Below are 20,456 nucleotides of genomic sequence, written 5' to 3' on the forward strand. Positions count from 1 at the left end.
CAAACAGCCGTGAACGGACTTCAACCCATCTTCTGAAACGGTCTTCAAAACAGTCTTCAAAACAAACAGTCTGGAAAGCAGTGCCCGTCGCCAGTGAAGGCGCCCGTCAACGAGAGACGGCATGGTATTGCTCAGTGGTCAGGAAGGATTCGATTCGATGAAATCGTGCCGCCGGCAGACGTTCGGCAGCCAAGCTTCGATAGCCAATGACGTGATGGTCAATGACAAGGAGGAAGGGCGATATGGACTCAGCCCAGCAGCAGGCGTTCTCGCAGACATTCTCTCAGGCCTTTACCAGTCTGTTTCCCGACGGTGCTGAAGGCACGGAGTGGGCCAGCGTGATGCAGCAGGCCAGTGCCCAGTATCAAGCCTTGATGAGTGACATGCTGGAGCGCCTATGGCCCAGCGCTGCCGCTTCCACCATCTATGACGAGATGGGGCGTTGCTTCCAGGCGGGGGCCGAGGCCCTGGCACGTGACCCGCAACTGTTGATGTCGACCCAGACTCGCCTATTTCAGGACCAGATGGCCCTGCTGCAGGGCACGTTGCGCGAGCTGAATGGCGAGAGTGTCGAGCCGGTGATCACGCCTGCGCGCTCGGATCGTCGCTTCCGCGACGAGGCCTGGCAGAGTGAACCCTATTACCACTTCCTCGTGCAGCAATACCTGCTGTTCTCGCGCGCCGTGGACGACATGCTGGCCGGCATTCAAGGCCTGCCGGAGAGTCAGAAGCGCAATCTCGAGTTCTACGCGCGCCAGTACGTCAGCGCCTTCTCGCCCTCCAACTTCGCGTCCACCAACCCGGAAGTGCAGCGCGTGACCCGCGAGACCGGCGGCCAGAACTTGCTCGATGGCCTGAAGCGTCTGCGTGATGACCTGGCCAACTCTGCCGAAGGCATCAATGTCGCGATGACCGACACCGAAGCCTTCCGTCTCGGCGACAACATCGCCGTGACGCCGGGTGACGTGGTCTTCGAGAACGAGCTGATCCAGTTGATCCAGTATCGTCCGGCGACCGAGAAGGCCTTCAGCACGCCGTTGCTGGTCGTGCCGCCGTGGATCAACAAGTACTACATTCTCGATCTGCGCCAGGACAATTCGATGATGCGCTGGCTGGTGGAGCAGGGGCATACCGTATTCCTGATTTCCTGGCGCAACCCGGGGCCCGAGCAGCGTGATCTCACCTGGGCCGATTACATGCAGATGGGGCCGCTTGCCGCGATGGATGCCATCGAGCAGGCCACCGGCGAGAAGCAGGTCAACATCCTGTCCTACTGCATCGGCGGCACGCTGACGGCCAGCACCATGGCCTATCTGGCGGCCGAGAAGCAGTCTGACCGCGTGCGCTCGGTCAGCTACATGGCGACGCTGCAGGACTTCTCCGATCCCGGTGAGATCGGTGTCTTCCTCAACGAGCCGGTGCTGCAGGGCCTGGAGAAGCAGATGGCACAGGATGGCTATCTGGATGGCCGCGTAATGGCGTTCTCCTTCAATCTGCTGCGCGAGAATGACCTGTTCTGGTCGTTCTACGTCTCCAACTATCTCAAGGGCGAAGCGCCGACCGCCTTCGACCTGCTGTACTGGAACACCGACGGCACCAATCTGCCGGCCGGTACCCATGCCTGGTATCTGCGTCACATGTATCTGGAGAACCGCCTGGTGCAGCCCGGCGGCATCGAGCTGGATGGCGTGCCGATCGATCTCTCGCAGATCGAGACGCCCAGCTACTGGGTCTCCGCGCGCGAGGACCACATCGCCAAGTGGCAGACCACCTATAACGGCACCCAGCTGCCCAAGGCCTCCATCAAGCGCTTCGTGCTCGGTGGCTCTGGTCATATCGCGGGTATCGTCAATCCGCCACACAAGAACAAGTATGGCTACGCCACCAATGACAGCCTGCCGGCGACACCGGATGAGTGGCTCGAGGGCACCGAGCAGCACGAAGGTTCCTGGTGGAATGACTGGCAGGCTTGGATGACCGGCAATGGCTTCGTGGAGCCGGAACCGGAAGTCTCTGCGCGTACGCCGGGTGAGGGCAAGCTCGACGTGATCGAAGCGGCGCCGGGGCGTTATGCTCGCCAGACCATCCCCGAAGTACTCGGGCAGGCCGTACCGGAAGAGATCACCAGCGTAGCGGATGCGCAGCTCAAGGCCGTGCGTGATGTGCAGCAGACGGTCGAGAAGAGCGTGAATGAAGCGCTCAAGCAGGTGACGCTGCCGCTGGAAGAGGCCATGACCGCGATGACCGAAGCCGTCACCGGCAAGGCCGCCAATGATGCCGGCGACACGACGGGCAACAGCTCATCCAGTGCCTCCAGGGCGCAAGGGGCGCGTACCAGGCCAGCCGCTTCCAAGGCGGCATCAGCGGCTACTGAGTCAGCAGCGCCGGCAAGCAAGCCCGCCGCGCGCAAACGTGCTGCACCCAAGAGCACGGCTTCCAAAAGCACTACTGCCAAGAGCACTGCAAAACCGAGCACGGCAAAATCGAGCACTGCGAGCACGGCTGCCAGCAGTACAGGTAGCTCAGCGGCGAAGACCACCACGGCGAGAAAGACCTCCACGCCGCGCAAGACGGCTGCCAACAAGACGACCGCGAGCAAGACAACTGCGGCCAAGACGACGGCGAGCAAGTCAGCCTCTGACAGCAAGCCGCCTGAATCCGGCACCTCGAACAGCAGCACTTCTTCCACGGTTTCGGGTTCCAGCGCGGCAGGCTCCAGCGCTACCAAGCCCGCGACGACGCGCAAGAGCACTGCTAGCAAGACTACGGCGAGCAAGAGCACCGCCAGCTCGACGGGAAGCGCGAGCACTGCCAAGACGGGTAGCAGCGCTGGGACTTCCAGTCAGAGCGCTTCAAGCTCCGGTGCTTCCACTACCACCGCCAAGAGCGACACCAGCAGCGAAGCACCCAAGCCGCGCCGTGGCCGTCCCTCCAACGCCAGCAAGGCCGCCGCCAAGGCAGCGGAAGAGGCGAAGAAGGATGATGCCAAGCCTACGACCAGCAAGACGGATGGCTCGTCGGGCAATGACAAGGACACTGGCAAGCCCTGATCAGCGGCGCCACCAGCAGGACGTTCTTCAGCAACGCCAGCCCTCAGGGCTGGCGTTGTGCTTTCGAGATTCGTCAGCGGTGTCTCGACGCCGCATCCCTTGCTCCTTCCAGCAGTTCGATCATCGCGCTGGCGGCGTTCGAGAGGGTGCGGTTGTTGTGATAGAGGTAGCCGAGCTGGCGTTCGATGGGGCGGTGGTCGATGGGCAGGATCTCGATCTCGTCGTCGATCATGCTTCCCGGCAGTACGCTCCAGCCCAGGCCGATGGCGACCATCATCTTGAGGGTCTCGAGGTAGTTGGTGGACATCGAGACTTCCACCGAGAGGCCATCACGGGCGAAGGTGTCGATGACGATGCCACGCGTGAAGGTCAGGTGGCCCGGCAGCACGGCGTCGTGCTGTGAGAGGGCGGCCAGCGGCAACGCTTTATGGCCAGCCAGCGGGTGGTCCCGTCCGCAGACGAAGCGCATCTCATCCAGCCACACCGGCACCACCGTCAGATTGGGATCGCGATGCGGTGCCAGGGTGACGACGGCCAGCTCCAGCTCCCCATCCAGTACGCCCTGATAGGCCTGTTCCGAATCCAGAAAGCGCATGTCCATGCGCACCTCGGGGTGGGCCATGGTGAAGGCCTTGAGCAGCGGTGGCAGCCGGTGCAGGCCCACATGATGGCTGGTGGCCATCGTCAGGCTGCCTTTTACCTCGCCGGACAGATTGCGCAGCGCGCGCCGGGTGTCATCGTGCATCACCAGGATGGCGCGGGCGCGGGGCAGCAGGATATTGCCGGCCTCCGTCAGTGAGACACGCCGTCCGATGCGATCGAACAGCCGTGCGCCATGCAGTTGCTCTAGCTGGGCGATGCGCTTGGAAACGGCCGGCTGGGTGAGGTGCAGCTGCTCGGCGGCAAGCGAGAAGGAGGCGGTTTCGGCGACGGCGACGAAGGCCTGCAGAGAGGGTGTGTCCATGTGGGGCAGCTATCCTGTCATGAGGGCGTTCAGAGAGGCATTCATAGGAGCGTCAAGCGGGGCGATCGATGCCGCCGCAGGCGGATGCACTCCTGCTCAAGACCTGATGAGCAATGGTATTCCTTTTGGGAATCCAAAGCATGAAAAACATGAATTGCTTTTATTCATTGTCGCCGAGTACTCTTGATGGCACAGGACGCGGCGGCGATGCTGGAGCCTGCAAGCAAGTGGTCACTATCCACGGGCTCGCACGACCGCCCCGCCATCAACACTGGACGACACACCCTCATCAAGGGGCCGCCACGAGCCCCGAGGCAGCAAGCGCGCTCTTACCGTAAGGCGCCACGAGGAGACACGACATGGCTAGCCAGACCCTTTATGACAAGTTGTGGGATCAGCACCTGGTCAAGCAACGCGAAGACGGTACTGCACTCATCTACATCGACCGTCACCTGCTGCACGAAGTCACGTCGCCGCAGGCATTCGAAGGGCTGCGTCTGGCCGGTCGCAAGCCGTGGCGTCTGGATGCCAACCTGGCAACGCCGGACCACAACGTGCCGACCTCTCTCAAGGAGCGCGCTGCCGGTATCGCGGGGATCGAGGACGAGACTTCACGCATCCAGGTGCAGACCCTTGACGACAACTGCAACAGCTTCAACATCGAGCAGTTCACCATCAATGATGCGCGTCAGGGCATCGTGCACGTGGTTGGGCCGGAGCAGGGCGCGACCTTGCCGGGCATGACCGTGGTGTGTGGCGATTCCCACACCGCGACCCACGGTGCCTTCGCGGCACTCGCTCACGGTATCGGCACCTCCGAGGTCGAGCACGTGCTCGCCACCCAGTGTCTGATCCAGCGCAAGATGAAGAACATGCTGGTGCGCGTCGATGGTCGTCTCGGCACTGGCGTCACCGCCAAGGATGTCGTGCTCGCCATCATCGGTGAGATCGGCACCGCCGGCGGTACCGGCTATGCCATCGAATTCGGCGGCTCCGCCATCCAGGACATCTCCATGGAAGGCCGCATGACCATCTGCAACATGGCCATCGAAGCCGGGGCACGGGTCGGTCTGGTCGGGGTCGATGACATCACCATCGATTACCTTCGCGACCGTCCCTATGCGCCGAACGCCCAGCAGTGGGAAGCGGCTGTCGCCGATTGGCGCAATCTGGTCTCCGATGCGGACGCCGAATTCGACAAGGTCGTCGTGCTCAAGGCCGAGGACATCGCCCCGCAGGTCACCTGGGGCACCAGCCCGGAGCAGGTCACCAGCGTCAATGGCGTGGTGCCGGACCCGGCAGCCGCCAACGATGACACCGAAGCGCGTGGCATCACCCGTGCGCTCGAGTACATGGGCCTCAGCGCTCAGCAGAAGATCACCGACATCAAGCTGGACCGCGTGTTCATCGGTTCCTGCACCAACTCACGTATCGAGGACTTGCGTGAAGCGGCGCGCGTGGCCGAAGGCCGTACGGTTGCCAAGAGCCTCAAGCAGGCGATGGTCGTGCCGGGCTCTGGCCTGGTGAAGGCACAGGCGGAAGCCGAAGGACTGCACGAGATCTTCCTCGCCGCGGGCTTTGAATGGCGCGAGCCGGGCTGCTCCATGTGTCTGGCGATGAATGCCGACAAGTTGGGCGCCGGCGAGCATTGCGCCTCGACTTCCAACCGCAACTTCGAAGGCCGTCAGGGCTTCGGTGGGCGTACGCACCTCGTCAGCCCGGCCATGGCCGCCGCTGCCGCGATTGCGGGTCACTTCGTTGATGTTCGTGACTTTGCCCCCATTCCTACTTCCGATACCCACGCAGCCTGAGGAGGCCCGACATGGAAAAGTTCATTCGCCAGCAGGGCCTCGTGGCACCGCTCGATCGCGCCAACGTCGATACCGACCTGATCATCCCGAAGCAGTTTCTTAAGTCGATCAAGCGTACCGGCTTCGGGCCGAACCTCTTCGATGAGCTGCGTTATCTCGATGAGGGCTATATCGGCCAGGACATCAGCAAGCGTCCGCTGAATCCGGACTTCGTGCTCAACCAGCCGCGTTATTCAGGCGCAAGCGTGCTGCTGGCACGTCGCAACTTCGGCTGTGGTTCCTCGCGGGAACACGCGCCCTGGGCACTGACCGACTTCGGTTTCCGCGTCGTCATCGCGCCGAGCTTCGCCGATATCTTCTACAACAACTCGTTCAAGAACGGCCTGTTGTTGATCACCCTCGACGAGGACACGGTGGACCGTCTGTTCAAGGAAGCCGAAGCGGTGGAAGGGTATCGTCTGGATATCGATCTCGAGGCACAGGCCGTCATCACGCCGTCCGGCGAGTCGATTCCCTTCGAGGTGGACAGCTTCCGCAAGCATTGCCTGATGGAAGGCCTGGATGACATCGGTCTGACCCTCAAGGATCAGGACGCCATCGACAGCTTCGAGAAACGCCACCGCACCGAGCGTCCGTGGCTGTTCCGCGATGGCAAGACGGCCTGATCTGTCCAGCATCGCGTCAGTCAGCACCGAAGTCGCAACACATTCGTCATGGCTCGCCGTCCAGAGTGGCAGCGAGCCCAGTCTCAGCACCGGCGGTGAACCGTCGGTCTTGCCGGAAGCTCTCCGGCCCAAGGAGTTCCAGATGAGCCGCAATATCCTGATTCTGCCCGGTGATGGCATTGGCCCGGAAATCACTGCCGAAGCCGTGAAGATCCTCGAAGCCGCCCGCAGCGAAGGTCTGGACATCACGCTGAGCGAAGGCAAGGTCGGTGGTGCAGGGTATGACGCGGCGGGCCATCCGCTGCCCGCGGAAACGCTGGACGCCGCCAAGGCGGCAGACGCCATCCTGCTCGGCGCGGTCGGTGGCCCGCAGTGGGACAAGCTCGAGGACATCTCGCTGCGTCCGGAGCGTGGCCTGCTGGGCCTGCGCAAGGAACTTGAACTGTTCGCCAACCTGCGTCCGGCGATCCTCTACCCGCAGCTGGCCGAGGCCTCCAGCCTCAAGCCGGAAGTGGTATCCGGTCTGGACATCATGATCGTGCGTGAGCTGACCGGTGGCATCTACTTCGGCCAGCCGCGTGGCATCGAGACGCGCGACGGCCAGCAGGTCGGCTACAACACCTACGTCTACTCCGAGTCCGAGATCGAGCGTATCGGCCGCACCGCCTTCGAGATGGCGCAGAAGCGCAACAAGAAGCTGTGCAGCGTCGACAAGGCCAACGTGCTGGAAGTCACCATGCTGTGGCGTGACGTGATGGAGCGTATCTCCGCCGACTACCCGGATGTCGAGCTGTCGCACATGTACGTCGACAACGCGGCCATGCAGCTGGTGCGCGCACCGAAGCAGTTCGATGTGGTCGTCACCGGCAACATGTTCGGCGACATCCTGTCGGATGAGGCCGCGATGTTGACCGGTTCCATTGGCATGCTGCCGTCCGCCTCGCTGAATGCCAGCGGCCAGGGCATGTATGAGCCGTGCCACGGCAGCGCGCCGGACATCGCGGGTCAGGGCATCGCCAACCCGCTGGCGACCATCCTGTCGGTGGCCATGATGCTGCGCTACTCCCTGAGTGAAGCGGCGTGGGCCGAGCGTATCGAGAAAGCAGTCGGTGTGGTGCTGGATGAAGGTCTGCGTACCGCGGACATCGCCTACGCCGGGACCCGCAAGGTCTCCACCTCCGAGATGGGCGATGCCGTGCTGGCCGCCTTCAAGGCGCAGGCGTAAGGCAATACCCGCGTGAACGTCGAAAGTGAGCGGCGTTCACGCGATGATCATGGGGGAGCCCGGCGTGCGTCGCCGGGTTCTCATGTCAGGACCTGCGGCTGGAGCGTTGGGCAAGGCTCGCCTCGTGTGAGTTGCCTGTGCTCGCTGCGGGTCATTCCTGTGTCGGGAGCGGTGGTGTCTTCCAGGCTCCTGGCCGTGCATGAACAAGGAGAACAAGCATGTTGAAAGTCGGATTTGTCGGTTGGCGTGGCATGGTCGGTTCCGTGCTGATGCAACGCATGCGTGATGACAACGATTTCGCCGGTATCGAGCCGGTATTCTTCTCCACCTCCCAGGTCGGCCAGGCCGGCCCGGATGTGGGCACGCCGGTGCCGGCGCTCAAGGATGCCAACGACATCAACGAGCTGAAGGCGCTGGACGTCATCGTCACCTGTCAGGGCGGCGACTACACCAAGCAGGTGTTCGGTCCGCTGCGTGAAGCCGGCTGGAAGGGCGACTGGATCGATGCGGCCTCCACCCTGCGCATGGACAAGGATGCCGTGCTGGTGCTGGACCCGGTCAACCGTCACGTGATCGATGAGAAGATCGGCGCCGGTGCCAACACCTTCGTCGGCGGCAACTGCACCGTCAGCCTGATGCTGATGGGCCTGGGCGGCCTGTTCGAGGCCGGCATGGTCGAGTGGATGACCTCCATGAGCTACCAGGCGGCGTCGGGCAGCGGTGCGCGTCATATGCGTGAGCTGCTGACCCAGATGGGCCAGCTCAATGGCAGCGTGGCCTCCGAGCTTGCCGATCCGGCCAGCGCGATCCTCGATATCGACCGCAAGGTGACCGCCACCATGCGCGGCGATGACTTCGCGACCCAGCAGTTCGGTGCGCCGCTGGCCGGCTCGCTGCTGCCGTGGATCGATTCCGCGATGGAGTCCGGTCAGACCCGCGAGGAGTGGAAGGCCGGTGTCGAGGCCAACAAGATTCTTGACAGCCAGGGCAACCCGATCATGATCGATGGTCTGTGCGTGCGTATCGGTGCGATGCGTTCCCACTCTCAGGCCTTCACCGTCAAGCTCAAGCAGGATGTGCCGCTGGACGAGATCGAAGACCGCCTGGCCAAGCACAACGACTGGGTCAAGGTCGTCGCCAACACCAAGGAAGACAGCCTCAAGCACCTGACGCCGGCCGCCGCTACCGGCACGCTGACCGTGCCGGTCGGCCGTCTGCGCAAGCTGGCGATGGGCGGCGAATACCTGTCCGCCTTCAGTGTCGGTGATCAGCTGCTGTGGGGGGCCGCGGAGCCGCTCAAGCGCATGCTGACCATCCTGCGTGAACATCGCGCGGCCTGATCGCGGCCTGATCGTAATGTGTAGCGGGAGGATGTCGGGTTCGTAGCGAGCCTGACCCGAAAGCGCCCTCGGCTCTCTGGAGTCGAGGGCGCTTCTCTTTTGCACGTTACGACTTGGAAGGTCGGTGATTTCAGGTAAGAGGTAAGTCACGGACGTCACGCTGAGTACCAGATATCTCAGTCTTTCCTGCGCATTTTTTGCGATTTTGACTGGCGCTTTTGATGCATGATGGCAGAGAGGTGTTTTTTACGGGTATCGTAAAGGGGGTTATCGCCGAGCTGGTCACTCGCGATATGACACCTCTGCGGCCTTTATCGATCGTGGGCCGTCACTCTATCGTTGAAACTTTTTCCACTTTGCCAATGGCTTCCCGCACTCTTGGGACGGACTCTCTGGTATCTTGTGTAAGTATACGTAACATAATGCGCAGGCCGGGCAATGATTCGGCCGCATACGAAGGGACACTCAATGGGACGCAAGCTTCCTCTCGCACTGGCGGTGTCGTTCGCCGTCTACAGTGCTCAGGCCTTGGCAGTCGGCATGGAATCGCCGCGGTTGCGCTCGAATCTGAATCAGCCACTGGACGCGCGCATCGGCCTCACGGATACCTCGGGCCTCGATGCCAGCCTCATCAAGGCCGGCGTTGCCGATTCTGCCGCCTTTACGCGAGCGGGCGTCGATCGCAGTTATGTGAGCGATGACATCAAGGTTGCCGTCAAGCAGCAGGGTGGGCGCTACTACCTTCAGCTGTCCACCAATGGCGCGGTACGTGAGCCCTATGTGGACCTGCTGCTGGATGTCGAATGGCCCAATGGCAAGCTGCAGCGTCAGGTGACCCTGTTGTTCGATCCGGCGGGGTATTCGAGTCAGCCGTCATTGGTGACACCTGTCGGCGCGCGCTCGCGCCCGCTGGCCACCAATGATTCCTCGCCGACGCGTTCCGTGGTGTTCCGAGACAATGCCCAGCCCAGCCAGGCTGCCTCGCGCAGTGCGTCATCCAGCACGCCGCCGTCCAGCATCAAGGTGCGCAACGGTGATTCGCTGTGGACGATCGCGCGTCGCGTGCGTCCGGATGCCAGTGTCAGCATCCGTCAGGCCATGCTGGCGATCCAGGAAGCCAACCCCAGCGCCTTCCCGGGCGGCAACATCAACAAGCTGCGTGCGGGAGTGGTGCTGAGCGTGCCGGACCGCAGCACCATGTTGGGACGTTCGCGTACCGAGGCCGACAAGGAAGTGCGTCAGCAGTATCAGCAGTGGGTCGCGGGCGCGCAGGGCAAGACCGTGCCGGCTCCGGCCAGCAAGAAAACCGCTGCGGCCAGCACATCGAACGAGCCCTCCGCCAGTGCTGCGCCTGCGGCCACGGCCGCACCGAGCGGGCCCGCCAGCGCGGGTGCCGACGGCAAGCCGCGTCTGACGCTGCTGGATGAAGACGGCAGCAAGCCCAAGGCGGCGGCAGCCAGTGGTCAGATCTCGGCGGGTAGCCAGCAGGCGATCGATGAACTGTCCGATCGCCTCGAGTCGCTGGAAGATCAGCTGCTGACCAATCAGCAACGCCTCGATCAGCTGGAGCAGGAGCGGGATGACCTGCGCAGCGAAGTGGCCTCCCTGCGCAACGAAGTCGGCGAGCTGCGAGCGTCGCTGGCAGAGCGTACCGAGCAGCTCGAGACGGCCAAGGTGCTGCTCGCCAAACAGAATCGTCTGCTCGTCAACAGCGGCATCTCGCCGTTGGCGTTGCCGGAAAGCCTGATCGCCGCCGGGGTGGACCTCGGTCAGCCGCGCGACGGCGAGGGCAACCTGGTGTTGCCCAAGCAGCCGTGGCCCCAGGCGACCTGGCAGTGGGTGCAGGACAACCTGGCCATCGTCGGCGGGGCTGCCGGGGCATTGCTGCTTCTGTTGCTGCTGTTGCTGCGTCGCCGCTCCGGTTCCGGTGGCGATGAGAACATGAGCTTTGCCGATGCGGTCCGCGGCAATGAAGAGCCCGACCGGGATAAGCCACGCGTCTTCCCGGATACCTTTGCAGCCTCGACTGCCGCAGCTGCCGCGGGTCACAAGTCATCTGCGTCTGAAGATGCCAATGTGGCGGCGCGCCGGGGGTCCGGCAGTCTCGAGCCGCTCTCCCAGCCGGAAGCGGCTGCGATCAGTGAGGCGGACATCTTCATCGCCTACGGCCGCTTTGATCAGGCCCAGGCCCTGCTGGAGGCCGGTCTGGTGGAGGACCCCGCACGCCAGGACCTGCGTCTCAAGCTGATGGGAGTCCATGGCGAGCTTGGCAATGCCGAAGCCCTGCATCATGAAGGCGAGCAGGTGCTGGCAGCCGGCAATGAGGAAGAGCGTTTCGAGGCTCAGGCGCTGCTGGATCGTTATAGCGTCTCAAGCAGTGCCCTGCGTGCTGTCGCCGGCGGTGGCGCGAGTCAGGTAGGGCGCAAGGTTTCCTATCTGTCGGGAGTGGCAAGCCAGCAGACGGCAGCGCCTCGCGCTCCGCTTGAAGGCCGCGACAGGACAGATGATTCGGCTCACGGCATGGCTGATGCGTCTGCCAGGGGGACTGATGCCTCCCTTGATGCCCCGGAAGATACCGGCGCGCTGTCTGACAGCGAACCGCATGCCGGTGACAGCGTAAGCGAACCGCTGGTCGAGCACGCTCCCGATCAAGGCGTCGCGTTCGAATCGGGTCTCAAGGGCGAGGACCTCGAGAAGACACCCGTGCGTGAGAGCCTCTTCAACAGCGACAACGTGATCGATTACCAGGCGCCGGAATTGACGCTGGGCGATGCTGGTCACGCTGATGGCGAGAAGAGCACTGATAGCGTGACATCCAAGGCCGCGGATAGCGCGCTCAAGGGCGAGTCCGTCGAGTTCACCTCGCTGCGTGAAGAGCTGTATGACAGTGCCGCGATCGAGAGCGGTGTCGCGAGTGAGAAGAAAGGCGCCGCAAGTGAGAGCAACGCAGCGAGCCAGAAGCCCTATGAGGCGTCCAGCAAGCCGTCAGCCGCAGTCGATGGCATGGACGAGTTGCCATCACTGGATAGCATGACGCTGGAAGAGGTGGACGTGCCGCGGCGTGATATCTCGGAATTCGAGGTCGAGGAAGTGGCGTTCGAGTCTGGGGATCAGGATAATGCCTATCCCTCTGTCGAGTCGGCAGGGTTTGGGGCTGGCGCCCAGGATACCAAGGCCTTCCAACAGCTCGAGGAAGCCCGTCAGTTGTTGGTGGATGGCGATGATGATCAGGCGGCAGCGCTGCTTGAGCCGCTCGCTACCGCTAGTGATGACATGGTCCGTGAAGAGGCGCTGGCGTTGATGGAGCGCTTTGGTCTGACCTGATGCCCTTTTTTACACCGTTGGATGATAACGAGAAACGCCCGGGGCGCATTGCTCTGGGCGTTGAATATGATGGCACCCGCTATTGTGGCTGGCAGCGTCTGAGCCACGCCCCCTCCGTGCAGGAAGCGCTCGAGAAGGCCTTGTCCAAGGTCGCCTCCACGCCGATTACCGTGCATTGCAGTGGCCGCACCGATTCCGGTGTGCATGCCGTGCGTCAGGTCGTGCATTTCGACACCCCCGTGGGCCGCAGTCGCAAGGCCTGGCGCATGGGCGGTAACGTCAACCTCCCCCCCGATATCGGGATTCATTGGGCCGTGCCGGTGCCCGATGATTTCCATGCGCGTTTCAGCGCCATCGCCCGTCGCTATCGCTACATGATCATCAACCAGCCGTTTCGGCCGGTGATGGAGCGCAACAATGTCACCTGGTGTCGCGAGCCGCTCAACGTCGCCGACATGCAGGCCGCGGCGGCGCACCTGGTGGGAGAGCTGGATTTCTCGGCGTTCCGCGCGGCAGGCTGTCAGTCGCGTTCGCCGCGCCGCCACGTGCACTTCATCGAAGTCAGTCGCCATGGCCATATGGTCATGATCGATATCCAGGCCAACGCCTTCCTGCATCATATGGTGCGCAATATCGCGGGCACCCTGATGGCCATCGGGCGTGGTGAGAAGCCTGTCAAGTGGGTCGTCGAGCTGATGCGCGGGGGAGACCGCACACGCTCGAGCGCGACGGCAGCGGCGACAGGGCTTCACTTCGTCGATGTCATCTATCCGCCGCGCTATGCGCTACCCAAGGAACCCCTGGGGCCTGGTCTGGTCGCACATCTTGGCGAGTGGACGGGCGAGCGTCCGTTGCCAGACTGCCCGATGGTGCGCTCACGCATGGCACGTGCCGAGGCCGAGGGTGCCGAAGAGGCGCGCGCGGCGGGCAAGCTCAGTGAGCAGGAAGCCATCCGGCTGGGCAACGTGGCCCGTGAAGCCGAGCGCCTCAGTCGCGAGCATGAACAAGCGATTCCTGCGGCAGGCGTCCCTGCGCCAGGCGATCCTGCGGCAGGCGGCCCTGCGGTAGGCGGCCCTGCGGCAGGCGCCGAGGATGACACGCTGACGGCTGCCACCCAGAATGAATCCTCACGTTGAACGGAGTGATCCCATGACCGAGATGAGCGCTCGTGCGAGCCAGCGTACCCGGATCAAGATCTGTGGCTTGACGCGTGAGCAGGATATCCGCGACGCCGTGGCGGCAGGTGCCGATGCGCTGGGCTTCGTGCTGTGGCCGGGCAGCAAGCGTGCGGTCGATGTGGCGCGATTGGCCGAGCTTGCCGCGTGCGTGCCGGCCTTCGTGACACGGGTCGGCCTGTTCGTGGATGCCAGCGCCGAAGAGATTGCCGCAGCGGCGCCACATCTCGATCTGCTCCAGTTGCATGGCAATGAGACGCCGGAACAGTGCCGGGCGGCAGGGCGGCCCTATATCAAGGCGTTGCGAATGCGTGACGGGATCGATCTCGCCGCAGAGGCGGCGCGCTACCACGACGCGCGTGGCTTGCTGCTGGATGCCTATCGCCCTGGCGTGCCCGGTGGCACCGGCGAGACCTTCGACTGGTCGCGCATCCCGGCTGATCTGTCGCTGCCGGTCATTCTCGCCGGTGGTCTCGAGTCAGGCAATGTCGCCGCGGCGGTGACGCAGGTCGCCCCTTACGCGGTCGATGTCTCCGGCGGTGTGGAAGCCGCGCCTGGCGAGAAGAGCGCCGAGCGCATGCAGGCATTCTGTCAGGCAGTCCGCCATCGGCGCTGATTTGCCGGCAAGCGTTGCGACCCTTGCGCTGCTTTCGTCATCAGCCGCGAGGGCCGCAACGCTCAATTGGCATCTCGCACTACCCGCAAGGGGGGCGAAGCCGCTACAATGACCCCCAGAATTCGGAAAAGTGGCCGTACGACCAATGGGTTGCACGGTCTTTTCCATTGGCACTGCCCTGTGATGGTAGCTGCCCGCCATATTGCCGGGGCGTGAGCGCCCTGGAATATGTGCCAACTCGCATGGCCGCCGACAGTCGTCGAGCGGTGCCCAGAACAGCAGCAAAACGGAAGCCTCCCCACCATGAGCTGGCTTGACAAGATTGTGCCGTCAATGAGCCGTATCCAACGCAAGGATCGGCGTACCTCCATTCCTGACGGCCTGTGGCGTAAATGCCCCAAGTGCGAAGCAGTCCTGTACCTTCCGGAGCTGACCAAGCACGACAACGTCTGCCCGAAGTGTGACCATCACCTGCGTCTCACTGCGCGTGCACGTCTGTCCTGGTTCCTCGACAGTGAAGGCCGCGAGGAAATCGCGGCGGATCTCGAGCCGGTCGATCGCCTCAAGTTCCGCGACTCCAAGAAGTACAAGGATCGCCTGAGCGCTGCCCAGAAGCAGACCTCAGAGAAGGATGCGCTGGTCGCCATGCGCGGTGCTCTCTCCGGTCAGCCGGTCGTGGCCGTGGCCTTCGAGTTCAGCTTCATGGGCGGCTCCATGGGCGCCATCGTCGGTGAGAAGTTCGTGCGTGCAGCAGAACTTGCGCTGGCCGAGAACATCCCGCTGGTCTGCTTCGCCGCCTCCGGTGGTGCTCGCATGCAGGAAGCCTTGTTCTCCCTGATGCAGATGGCCAAGACCTCCGCGGCGCTTGAAAAGCTCAAGCAGGCTGGCGTGCCGTACATCAGTGTGCTGACTGACCCGGTCTTCGGTGGCGTCTCCGCGTCGCTGGCGATGCTGGGTGACCTGAATGTCGCCGAGCCGAACGCCCTGATCGGCTTTGCCGGTCCGCGTGTCATCGAGCAGACCGTGCGTGAGAAACTGCCCGAAGGCTTCCAGCGCTCCGAGTTCCTGCTCGAGCATGGCGCCGTCGACATGATCATCCACCGCCGCGAGATGCGTGAGCGCCTGTCCAGCATCCTGCTCAAGCTGCAGGGCATGCCGGTCAGCGCCGCCAACCTGCCGGTCGCGGATGCGGTCGTCGAGGAAGAATCCGTCGAGGCGGATGCGACTGTCGAAGCACCGGCCGAGCCGCGTTCCGCCGTGGACAGCGTGCTCGACGAGACCTTCACCAGCGAGAAGCCGCAAGGCGAACGTCGCGATGGCTGAGCAGGGCTCCGCCCCGGCAAGCTGCAGCACTGATGAGGTGCTGCAGCCTTCCTCACTCCCTCCGCTGGATGCCGCTTCGTGGCAGCTTTCCCCTCTGCATGATGCCGTGCCGCGTGGCCTCTCGCTGGATGAGTGGCTGACGCGTCTCGAGCATCAGCACCCGGTCAGTATCGATATGGGCCTCGCCCGAGTACTGTGCGTGGCCAGGCGTCTCGGTCTGGTCGGGGCGGGCGCGCGTCGGCTCGGTGGCCGCATCATTACCGTGGCGGGCACCAACGGCAAGGGCTCGACGGTTGCCATGCTCGAGGCGCTGGGGCGTGCCCACGGGCTGAGTACCGCCACCTATACCTCTCCGCACCTGCTGCATTACAACGAGCGTCTGAGCTTCAATGGTCAAGACGTCAGTGATGCGGCACTGGTCACGGCCTTCGAGCAGGTCGATTCCGCGCGCCACTCCGAGCTGTCAGCCAGTGGTGAGGCGGTGGATGACGAGGGCGTGATCAGCCTGACCTACTTCGAGGCCGGCACGCTGGCCGGGCTATGGCTGATCGCTCAGCAGCAACCGCAGCTCGCGATTCTGGAAGTCGGCCTGGGCGGGCGTCTGGACGCCGTCAACATCATCGATTGTGATGTCGCGATGATCATCACGGTCGCGCAGGACCATGCCGCGTTTCTTGGCACCGACCTGGAGAACATCGGCTTCGAGAAGGCCGGTATTCTGCGCGCCGGCAAACCGGCCGTGTTCGGCTCGGATGTGCTGCCCGCCAGTTGCGCGGCGCATGCTCGCTCGCTGGGCGTCACGCCGCAGGTACTGTGGCAGGACTTTCGCTGGCAGGCCGCGGCTGAATCTGTAAATGGCACTGTGGATGGCAGCATGGACCATTCGGCTACCTCGCAATGGCAATGGCAGCGCCTGTCGGCACCGGCGCTGACATTCGATGCGCTGCCAGACCCGGGCTTGCCGCGGGACAATGCGGCCAGTGCGCTCAATGCTCTGGTCGAGGCCGGTATCGAGCTCAACGCCGAATGCGTGCAGCAGGCCATGGCGAGCGTCAAGCTCAAGGGGCGCATGCAGTGGCTGAGTCGTCACGGGCGTGACTGGTGTCTGGATGTCGGCCATAACCCGCATGCCGCGAGTTATCTGGCCAGCCGTCTTGCCGCTCATGACCTGCGTTGCGCGCGGGATCCTGCCACCCGGCCGCGGCGAGCGTTGCTTGCCATGTTGGGCGACAAGGACGCCGCTGGCGTGATTCAGGCGCTGGCACCGGTGGTGGATGGCTTCGTCGTCGCCACCCTGGATGGCGAACGTAGCCGCCAGGCCAGTGAGCTTGCCTCCGTGGTCCGCCACTGTGGTGGTGCGGTGCTGGCGGAGTGCGAGACGGTCACCGCTGCAGCCGAATGGTTGGCACGCGAGACGAGCGCTGGAGAAGTATTGGTCTGTGGTTCCTTCTTCACGGTCGGTGAAGCATTGATATGGCTCGACGCACAGGCCTGATGCAGGCCGGCGGCGGGTCCGGGATTTCGGGTGCAAGGGAGATGTCACAATGAAATATGGCAAGCGCGAGCGAATCAGTGGTGCGGTCATCCTGCTGGCGTTGGGGGTGATCTTCATCCCGATGCTCTTCGATGAGCCGCCGGCCCGTGATGAGCGCCCGAGTCCGGTGATGACGCTTGGCAAGCCGGTGGATATCGATCGCTCCAACGTCGATGAGCCGCAACCGCCCAGCGAGCTGAAGATTGGCACGGATGTGCCGATCACCTTCGTCGACAGCAGCGGCAAGGTGCGTGACAGTGCCCCGGGTGCTGGCAGCGACAGTGGTTCCGAGTCCCAACGCCGTATCGCCGAGGCCGAGCAGTTGTCGCCGACCCGCTCTGTAGCCAGCAGTGAGTCGCAGTCAAAGCCTGAACCGGCGCCGGAACCAGAACCCACTCCCAAGCCGGCTCCCAAGGCTGAACCCAAGCCCGCGCCCAAGCCTGAGCCGAAGCCTGCCGCGGCTTCAAATGCGCCATCATCTTCCGCCGGTGGCTGGGCCGTGCAGGTCGGCAGCTTCGGTGACCCGGCCAACGCCGAGCGTCTCCAGAAGGAGCTGCAAGGCAAGGGGTTCGCGGCATACCGTATTCCGCGTGGCAGCAAGTTGACCGTGGTCTTCGTCGGCCCGTACAAGTCCTCCGAGATCGGTGAGTCCGCACGCTCGCGCCTGCAGCAGCAGGTCAATATCAAGGGCCTGCTGGTACGACGCAAGGAGGGTGAGTGAACGATCTGGTCTGGATCGATTGGTTATGTCTGGGCCTGATCGGTATCTCGGTACTGCTGGGGCTGATGCGGGGGCTGCTCAGCGAGGCCCTGGGCCTGGCGGGCTGGCTGGTGGCATTGGTCGCGGCGCGTCAGTTCGGCGCTGAGGTGGGAGGCCTGCTCGAGGAGATGATCGTCTCGCCGGGCATTCGTACCGCGGTCGGCTTCGTGTTGGTGGTGATCGCGAGCGTACTGATCTGGGGGCTGATGTTGCGCCTGCTGGAGCGCTTGATTCATGCGGTCGGCATGGGCGGCTTCAATCGCTTGCTCGGCGGTGTGTTCGGTGCCTTGCGCGCGGCGGTCATACTGGTGTTGATTACCGCCGTGGTGGGGCTGACCCCCCTGCGTGACAGCGCCGACTGGCAGGCCGCCCAGTTGCGGCCGACGCTTGAGCAGCTGCGCGACTGGTCGTTGGCTCGCTATCGTGAGTGGGATACGGGCGGTGACTGGGGGCAGAGCGTGTCGTTGCCGGATTCTACCGGCGGCACCCGGCTCAAGCAGCAGGCCAGCGGTCTGATCGACAGCGCCCAGCGAGAAGGGCGTGCGTTGAGTGACAGCCTCAGCCAGCAGGCGCTGCAGTCGTTCACGCGCCAGGATTCCACGCAGGACCAGCCCTCGCTGGAGGCGTTGCTCAGGGGCAGCACCACTGGCGAGGCCGCAAGCCGCAATGCGGGTGATGAGCAGTGACAGGCAGGATTTTCAGCGCCGGGCATCATGGCCCGGCGTTGTCGTTTTCGGAATTCGGCACGCGTTGCTGAAGCCTCATGCGGGGCAGTCGAAGGGGTTGACCCATCGGTCAGGTGTTGCCTGCATGGGGGGCAGGCCTGACAATTGCGCCGTGTGAGCACTCATATTGCCATATGGACGGGCGCCGGCAGTCGCCAGCGTGCGCTTCCCTATCCAAGTGTGTATTAGTGAGGTAATGACGGGATGTGCGGGATTGTAGGTTTGATGGCCAACGCCTCGGTCAACCAGGCGCTGTATGACGCGCTGACCGTATTGCAGCACCGCGGGCAGGATGCCGCGGGCATGATGACCTGGCACGAAGGTCGTTTCCTGCTGCGCAAGAGCAATGGTCTGGTGCGTGATGTCTTCCGCACTCGTCACATGCAGCGTCTCAAGGGCAACATGGGCATCGGCCATGTTCGCTACCCGACCGCCGGTTCCTCCAGCGAGGCGGAATCACAGCCGTTCTATGTCAACTCGCCTTACGGCATCACGCTGGCGCACAACGGCAACCTGACCAACTCCGACCAGCTCAAGCAGGAGTTGTTCTCCTCTGATCTGCGTCACATCAACACCAGCTCCGATTCCGAGGTGCTGCTCAACGTCTTCGCTCACGAGCTGGGCAAGCAGGGCATGCGTCTGGGCGCCGGTGATGTGTTCGATGCCGTGCGTCGTGTGCATCGTCGCTGCAAGGGCGGCTACGCGGCGGTCTCGATCATCAACGGCACTGGCCTGGTCGCTTTCCGCGATCCGCACGGCATCCGTCCGGCGTGTTTCGGCAAGCGTGACTCCGCCGAAGGCGTCGAGTACATGATCGCCTCCGAGTCCGTGGCGCTCGACGTCGCCGGCTTCGAGCTGATCCGTGACCTGGCTCCGGGTGAAGCGGTATTCATCGACATGGATCGTGAGCTGCACACCCTGCAGTGCGCGGATGATCCGGTCCTCAAGCCATGCATCTTCGAACACGTCTACCTGGCGCGTCCGGATTCCCTGCTCGACGGTGCCTACGTCTACGGCACCCGCATGCGCATGGGCGAGAAGCTGGCCGACAAGATCGTGCGTGAATGGCCGGAGCAGGACATCGATGTCGTGATTCCTATCCCCGATACCTCGCGTACCTCCGCCCTCGAGCTGGCCCAGCATCTGGGAGTGACTTACCGCGAAGGCTTCATGAAGAACCGCTATATCGGCCGTACTTTCATCATGCCGGGTCAGACACTGCGCAAGAAGTCCGTGCGTCAGAAGCTCAACGCCATCGATATCGAGTTTGCCGGCAAGAACGTGCTGCTGGTGGATGATTCCATCGTGCGCGGCACCACCTGCAACGAGATCATCCAGATGGCGCGTGAAGCGGGCGCCAAGAACGTCTACTTCGCCTCGGCAGCCCCGGCGGTTCGCTACCCCAACGTCTACGGCATCGACATGCCGGCGGCGGAAGAGCTGATCGCCCATGGCCGTACCGAGAAGGAGATCGCGGACCTGATCGGCGCTGACCGTCTGTTCTATCAGGACCTCGATGACCTGAAGGACGCCTGTCGTGAAGTCAATCCGGCGCTGGATGAGTTCGATTGCTCCGTGTTCGACGGTGTCTACGTGACCGGCGATATCGACGAAGCCTATCTGAACGACCTGCGTGCCTCGCGCAATGATGGCGCCAAGAGCGCTGGCGAGACCCACGCGGTGGTGGATCTGCACAACGATTCGGAAGATATCGACTGATCCGGCTGCCTGTCATCCTCGGCAGGCAATCACGCGATGAGCGAACCGCAACGGGCTCCGGAGAAATCCGGGGCCCGTTGCGCGTTCAAAACCGGTAACATTGGCGCATCGCTTTTCCTTCTTCTTGCTGTCGACGCGACCCGAAATGCTGAAGACGCGACATGTCACAGCGGCGCGTGACGCTGGATCGTGATCACAGGGCAGTAGATTCCATCAGTAGAGGTA

General features: G+C 63.4%; 13 protein-coding genes and 1 pseudogene. 13 read left to right on the forward strand and 1 reads right to left on the reverse strand.

Annotation, left to right across the window (positions count from 1 at the left end):
* Positions 1-341: 341 nt before the first annotated feature.
* Positions 342-2,105, forward strand: a pseudogene (gene phaC / locus CDPAHKCJ_RS13375) (class I poly(R)-hydroxyalkanoic acid synthase); the annotation flags it as partial.
* A gap of 1,018 nt (positions 2,106-3,123) precedes the next feature.
* On the opposite strand, the gene CDPAHKCJ_RS08220 reads toward phaC, so the two are convergent.
* Positions 3,124-4,014, reverse strand: coding sequence for a LysR family transcriptional regulator (locus CDPAHKCJ_RS08220; RefSeq protein ID WP_166019371.1), 891 nt, complete (start codon positions 4,012-4,014; stop codon positions 3,124-3,126).
* A 359-nt stretch (positions 4,015-4,373) separates the two neighbouring features.
* Here CDPAHKCJ_RS08220 and leuC point away from each other — a divergent pair, with 359 nt between their 5' ends.
* The 12 genes from leuC to purF all read left to right on the forward strand — a co-directional run bounded on the left by leuC (position 4,374) and on the right by purF (position 20,231).
* Positions 4,374-5,825, forward strand: coding sequence for a 3-isopropylmalate dehydratase large subunit (leuC, locus tag CDPAHKCJ_RS08225; RefSeq protein ID WP_141392273.1), 1,452 nt, complete (start codon positions 4,374-4,376; stop codon positions 5,823-5,825).
* 11 nt (positions 5,826-5,836) lie between these two features.
* A complete protein-coding gene (gene leuD / locus CDPAHKCJ_RS08230; RefSeq protein WP_166019372.1) occupies positions 5,837-6,490 on the forward strand; it encodes a 3-isopropylmalate dehydratase small subunit in 654 nt (217 codons plus the stop codon).
* Between the two features lie 142 nt (positions 6,491-6,632).
* A complete protein-coding gene (gene leuB, locus CDPAHKCJ_RS08235) occupies positions 6,633-7,715 on the forward strand; it encodes a 3-isopropylmalate dehydrogenase (protein WP_166019373.1) in 1,083 nt (360 codons plus the stop codon).
* A gap of 218 nt (positions 7,716-7,933) precedes the next feature.
* Positions 7,934-9,055 (forward strand): aspartate-semialdehyde dehydrogenase, encoded by a 1,122-nt coding sequence (gene asd / locus CDPAHKCJ_RS08240; RefSeq protein ID WP_166019374.1) that lies wholly within the window; start codon positions 7,934-7,936, stop codon positions 9,053-9,055.
* 468 nt (positions 9,056-9,523) lie between these two features.
* Complete coding sequence (locus CDPAHKCJ_RS08245; RefSeq protein WP_166019375.1) at positions 9,524-12,379, forward strand: FimV/HubP family polar landmark protein; 2,856 nt, start codon at positions 9,524-9,526, stop codon at positions 12,377-12,379.
* On the forward strand, positions 12,379-13,515 hold the full coding sequence (gene truA, locus CDPAHKCJ_RS08250; RefSeq protein WP_205700820.1) for a tRNA pseudouridine(38-40) synthase TruA: 1,137 nt from the start codon (positions 12,379-12,381) through the stop codon (positions 13,513-13,515). Before CDPAHKCJ_RS08245 ends, truA begins: the two co-directional genes overlap by 1 nt.
* A gap of 22 nt (positions 13,516-13,537) precedes the next feature.
* On the forward strand, positions 13,538-14,170 hold the full coding sequence (locus CDPAHKCJ_RS08255; protein WP_166019591.1) for a phosphoribosylanthranilate isomerase: 633 nt from the start codon (positions 13,538-13,540) through the stop codon (positions 14,168-14,170).
* Between the two features lie 303 nt (positions 14,171-14,473).
* Positions 14,474-15,493: an acetyl-CoA carboxylase, carboxyltransferase subunit beta gene (gene accD, locus CDPAHKCJ_RS08260; RefSeq protein ID WP_166019376.1), complete on the forward strand. Its 1,020-nt coding sequence runs from the start codon at positions 14,474-14,476 to the stop codon at positions 15,491-15,493.
* Positions 15,486-16,988 carry a folylpolyglutamate synthase/dihydrofolate synthase family protein gene (locus CDPAHKCJ_RS08265; RefSeq protein WP_166019377.1) on the forward strand — a complete coding sequence of 501 codons (1,503 nt, stop codon included), beginning with the start codon at positions 15,486-15,488 and terminating at the stop codon, positions 16,986-16,988. Before accD ends, CDPAHKCJ_RS08265 begins: the two co-directional genes overlap by 8 nt.
* A gap of 49 nt (positions 16,989-17,037) precedes the next feature.
* Positions 17,038-17,748: an SPOR domain-containing protein gene (locus CDPAHKCJ_RS08270; RefSeq protein WP_166019378.1), complete on the forward strand. Its 711-nt coding sequence runs from the start codon at positions 17,038-17,040 to the stop codon at positions 17,746-17,748.
* A complete protein-coding gene (locus CDPAHKCJ_RS08275) occupies positions 17,745-18,473 on the forward strand; it encodes a CvpA family protein (RefSeq protein WP_166019379.1) in 729 nt (242 codons plus the stop codon). The genes CDPAHKCJ_RS08270 and CDPAHKCJ_RS08275 overlap by 4 nt, the downstream gene beginning before the upstream one ends.
* Positions 18,474-18,716: 243 nt before the next feature.
* Positions 18,717-20,231: an amidophosphoribosyltransferase gene (gene purF / locus CDPAHKCJ_RS08280; protein WP_166019380.1), complete on the forward strand. Its 1,515-nt coding sequence runs from the start codon at positions 18,717-18,719 to the stop codon at positions 20,229-20,231.
* Positions 20,232-20,456 lie beyond the last annotated feature (225 nt).

This window comes from Cobetia sp. MB87, from assembly GCF_011319755.1.
Classification (GTDB): Bacteria; Pseudomonadota; Gammaproteobacteria; order Pseudomonadales; family Halomonadaceae; genus Cobetia.

What these genes read in the sequence shown, in the direction of transcription:
- CDPAHKCJ_RS08245 (WP_166019375.1), top strand. Translation starts at nt 9,524, where the DNA reads ATGGGACGCAAGCTTCCTCTCGCACTGGCGGTGTCGTTCGCCGTCTAC.
- purF (WP_166019380.1), top strand. Translation starts at nt 18,717, where the DNA reads ATGTGCGGGATTGTAGGTTTGATGGCCAACGCCTCGGTCAACCAGGCG.
- CDPAHKCJ_RS08270 (WP_166019378.1), top strand. Translation starts at nt 17,038, where the DNA reads ATGAAATATGGCAAGCGCGAGCGAATCAGTGGTGCGGTCATCCTGCTG.
- asd (WP_166019374.1), top strand. Translation starts at nt 7,934, where the DNA reads ATGTTGAAAGTCGGATTTGTCGGTTGGCGTGGCATGGTCGGTTCCGTG.
- leuC (WP_141392273.1), top strand. Translation starts at nt 4,374, where the DNA reads ATGGCTAGCCAGACCCTTTATGACAAGTTGTGGGATCAGCACCTGGTC.
- truA (WP_205700820.1), top strand. Translation starts at nt 12,379, where the DNA reads ATGCCCTTTTTTACACCGTTGGATGATAACGAGAAACGCCCGGGGCGC.
- CDPAHKCJ_RS08220 (WP_166019371.1), bottom strand. Translation starts at nt 4,014, where the DNA reads ATGGACACACCCTCTCTGCAGGCCTTCGTCGCCGTCGCCGAAACCGCC.
- leuB (WP_166019373.1), top strand. Translation starts at nt 6,633, where the DNA reads ATGAGCCGCAATATCCTGATTCTGCCCGGTGATGGCATTGGCCCGGAA.
- leuD (WP_166019372.1), top strand. Translation starts at nt 5,837, where the DNA reads ATGGAAAAGTTCATTCGCCAGCAGGGCCTCGTGGCACCGCTCGATCGC.
- CDPAHKCJ_RS08255 (WP_166019591.1), top strand. Translation starts at nt 13,538, where the DNA reads ATGAGCGCTCGTGCGAGCCAGCGTACCCGGATCAAGATCTGTGGCTTG.
- CDPAHKCJ_RS08265 (WP_166019377.1), top strand. Translation starts at nt 15,486, where the DNA reads ATGGCTGAGCAGGGCTCCGCCCCGGCAAGCTGCAGCACTGATGAGGTG.
- accD (WP_166019376.1), top strand. Translation starts at nt 14,474, where the DNA reads ATGAGCTGGCTTGACAAGATTGTGCCGTCAATGAGCCGTATCCAACGC.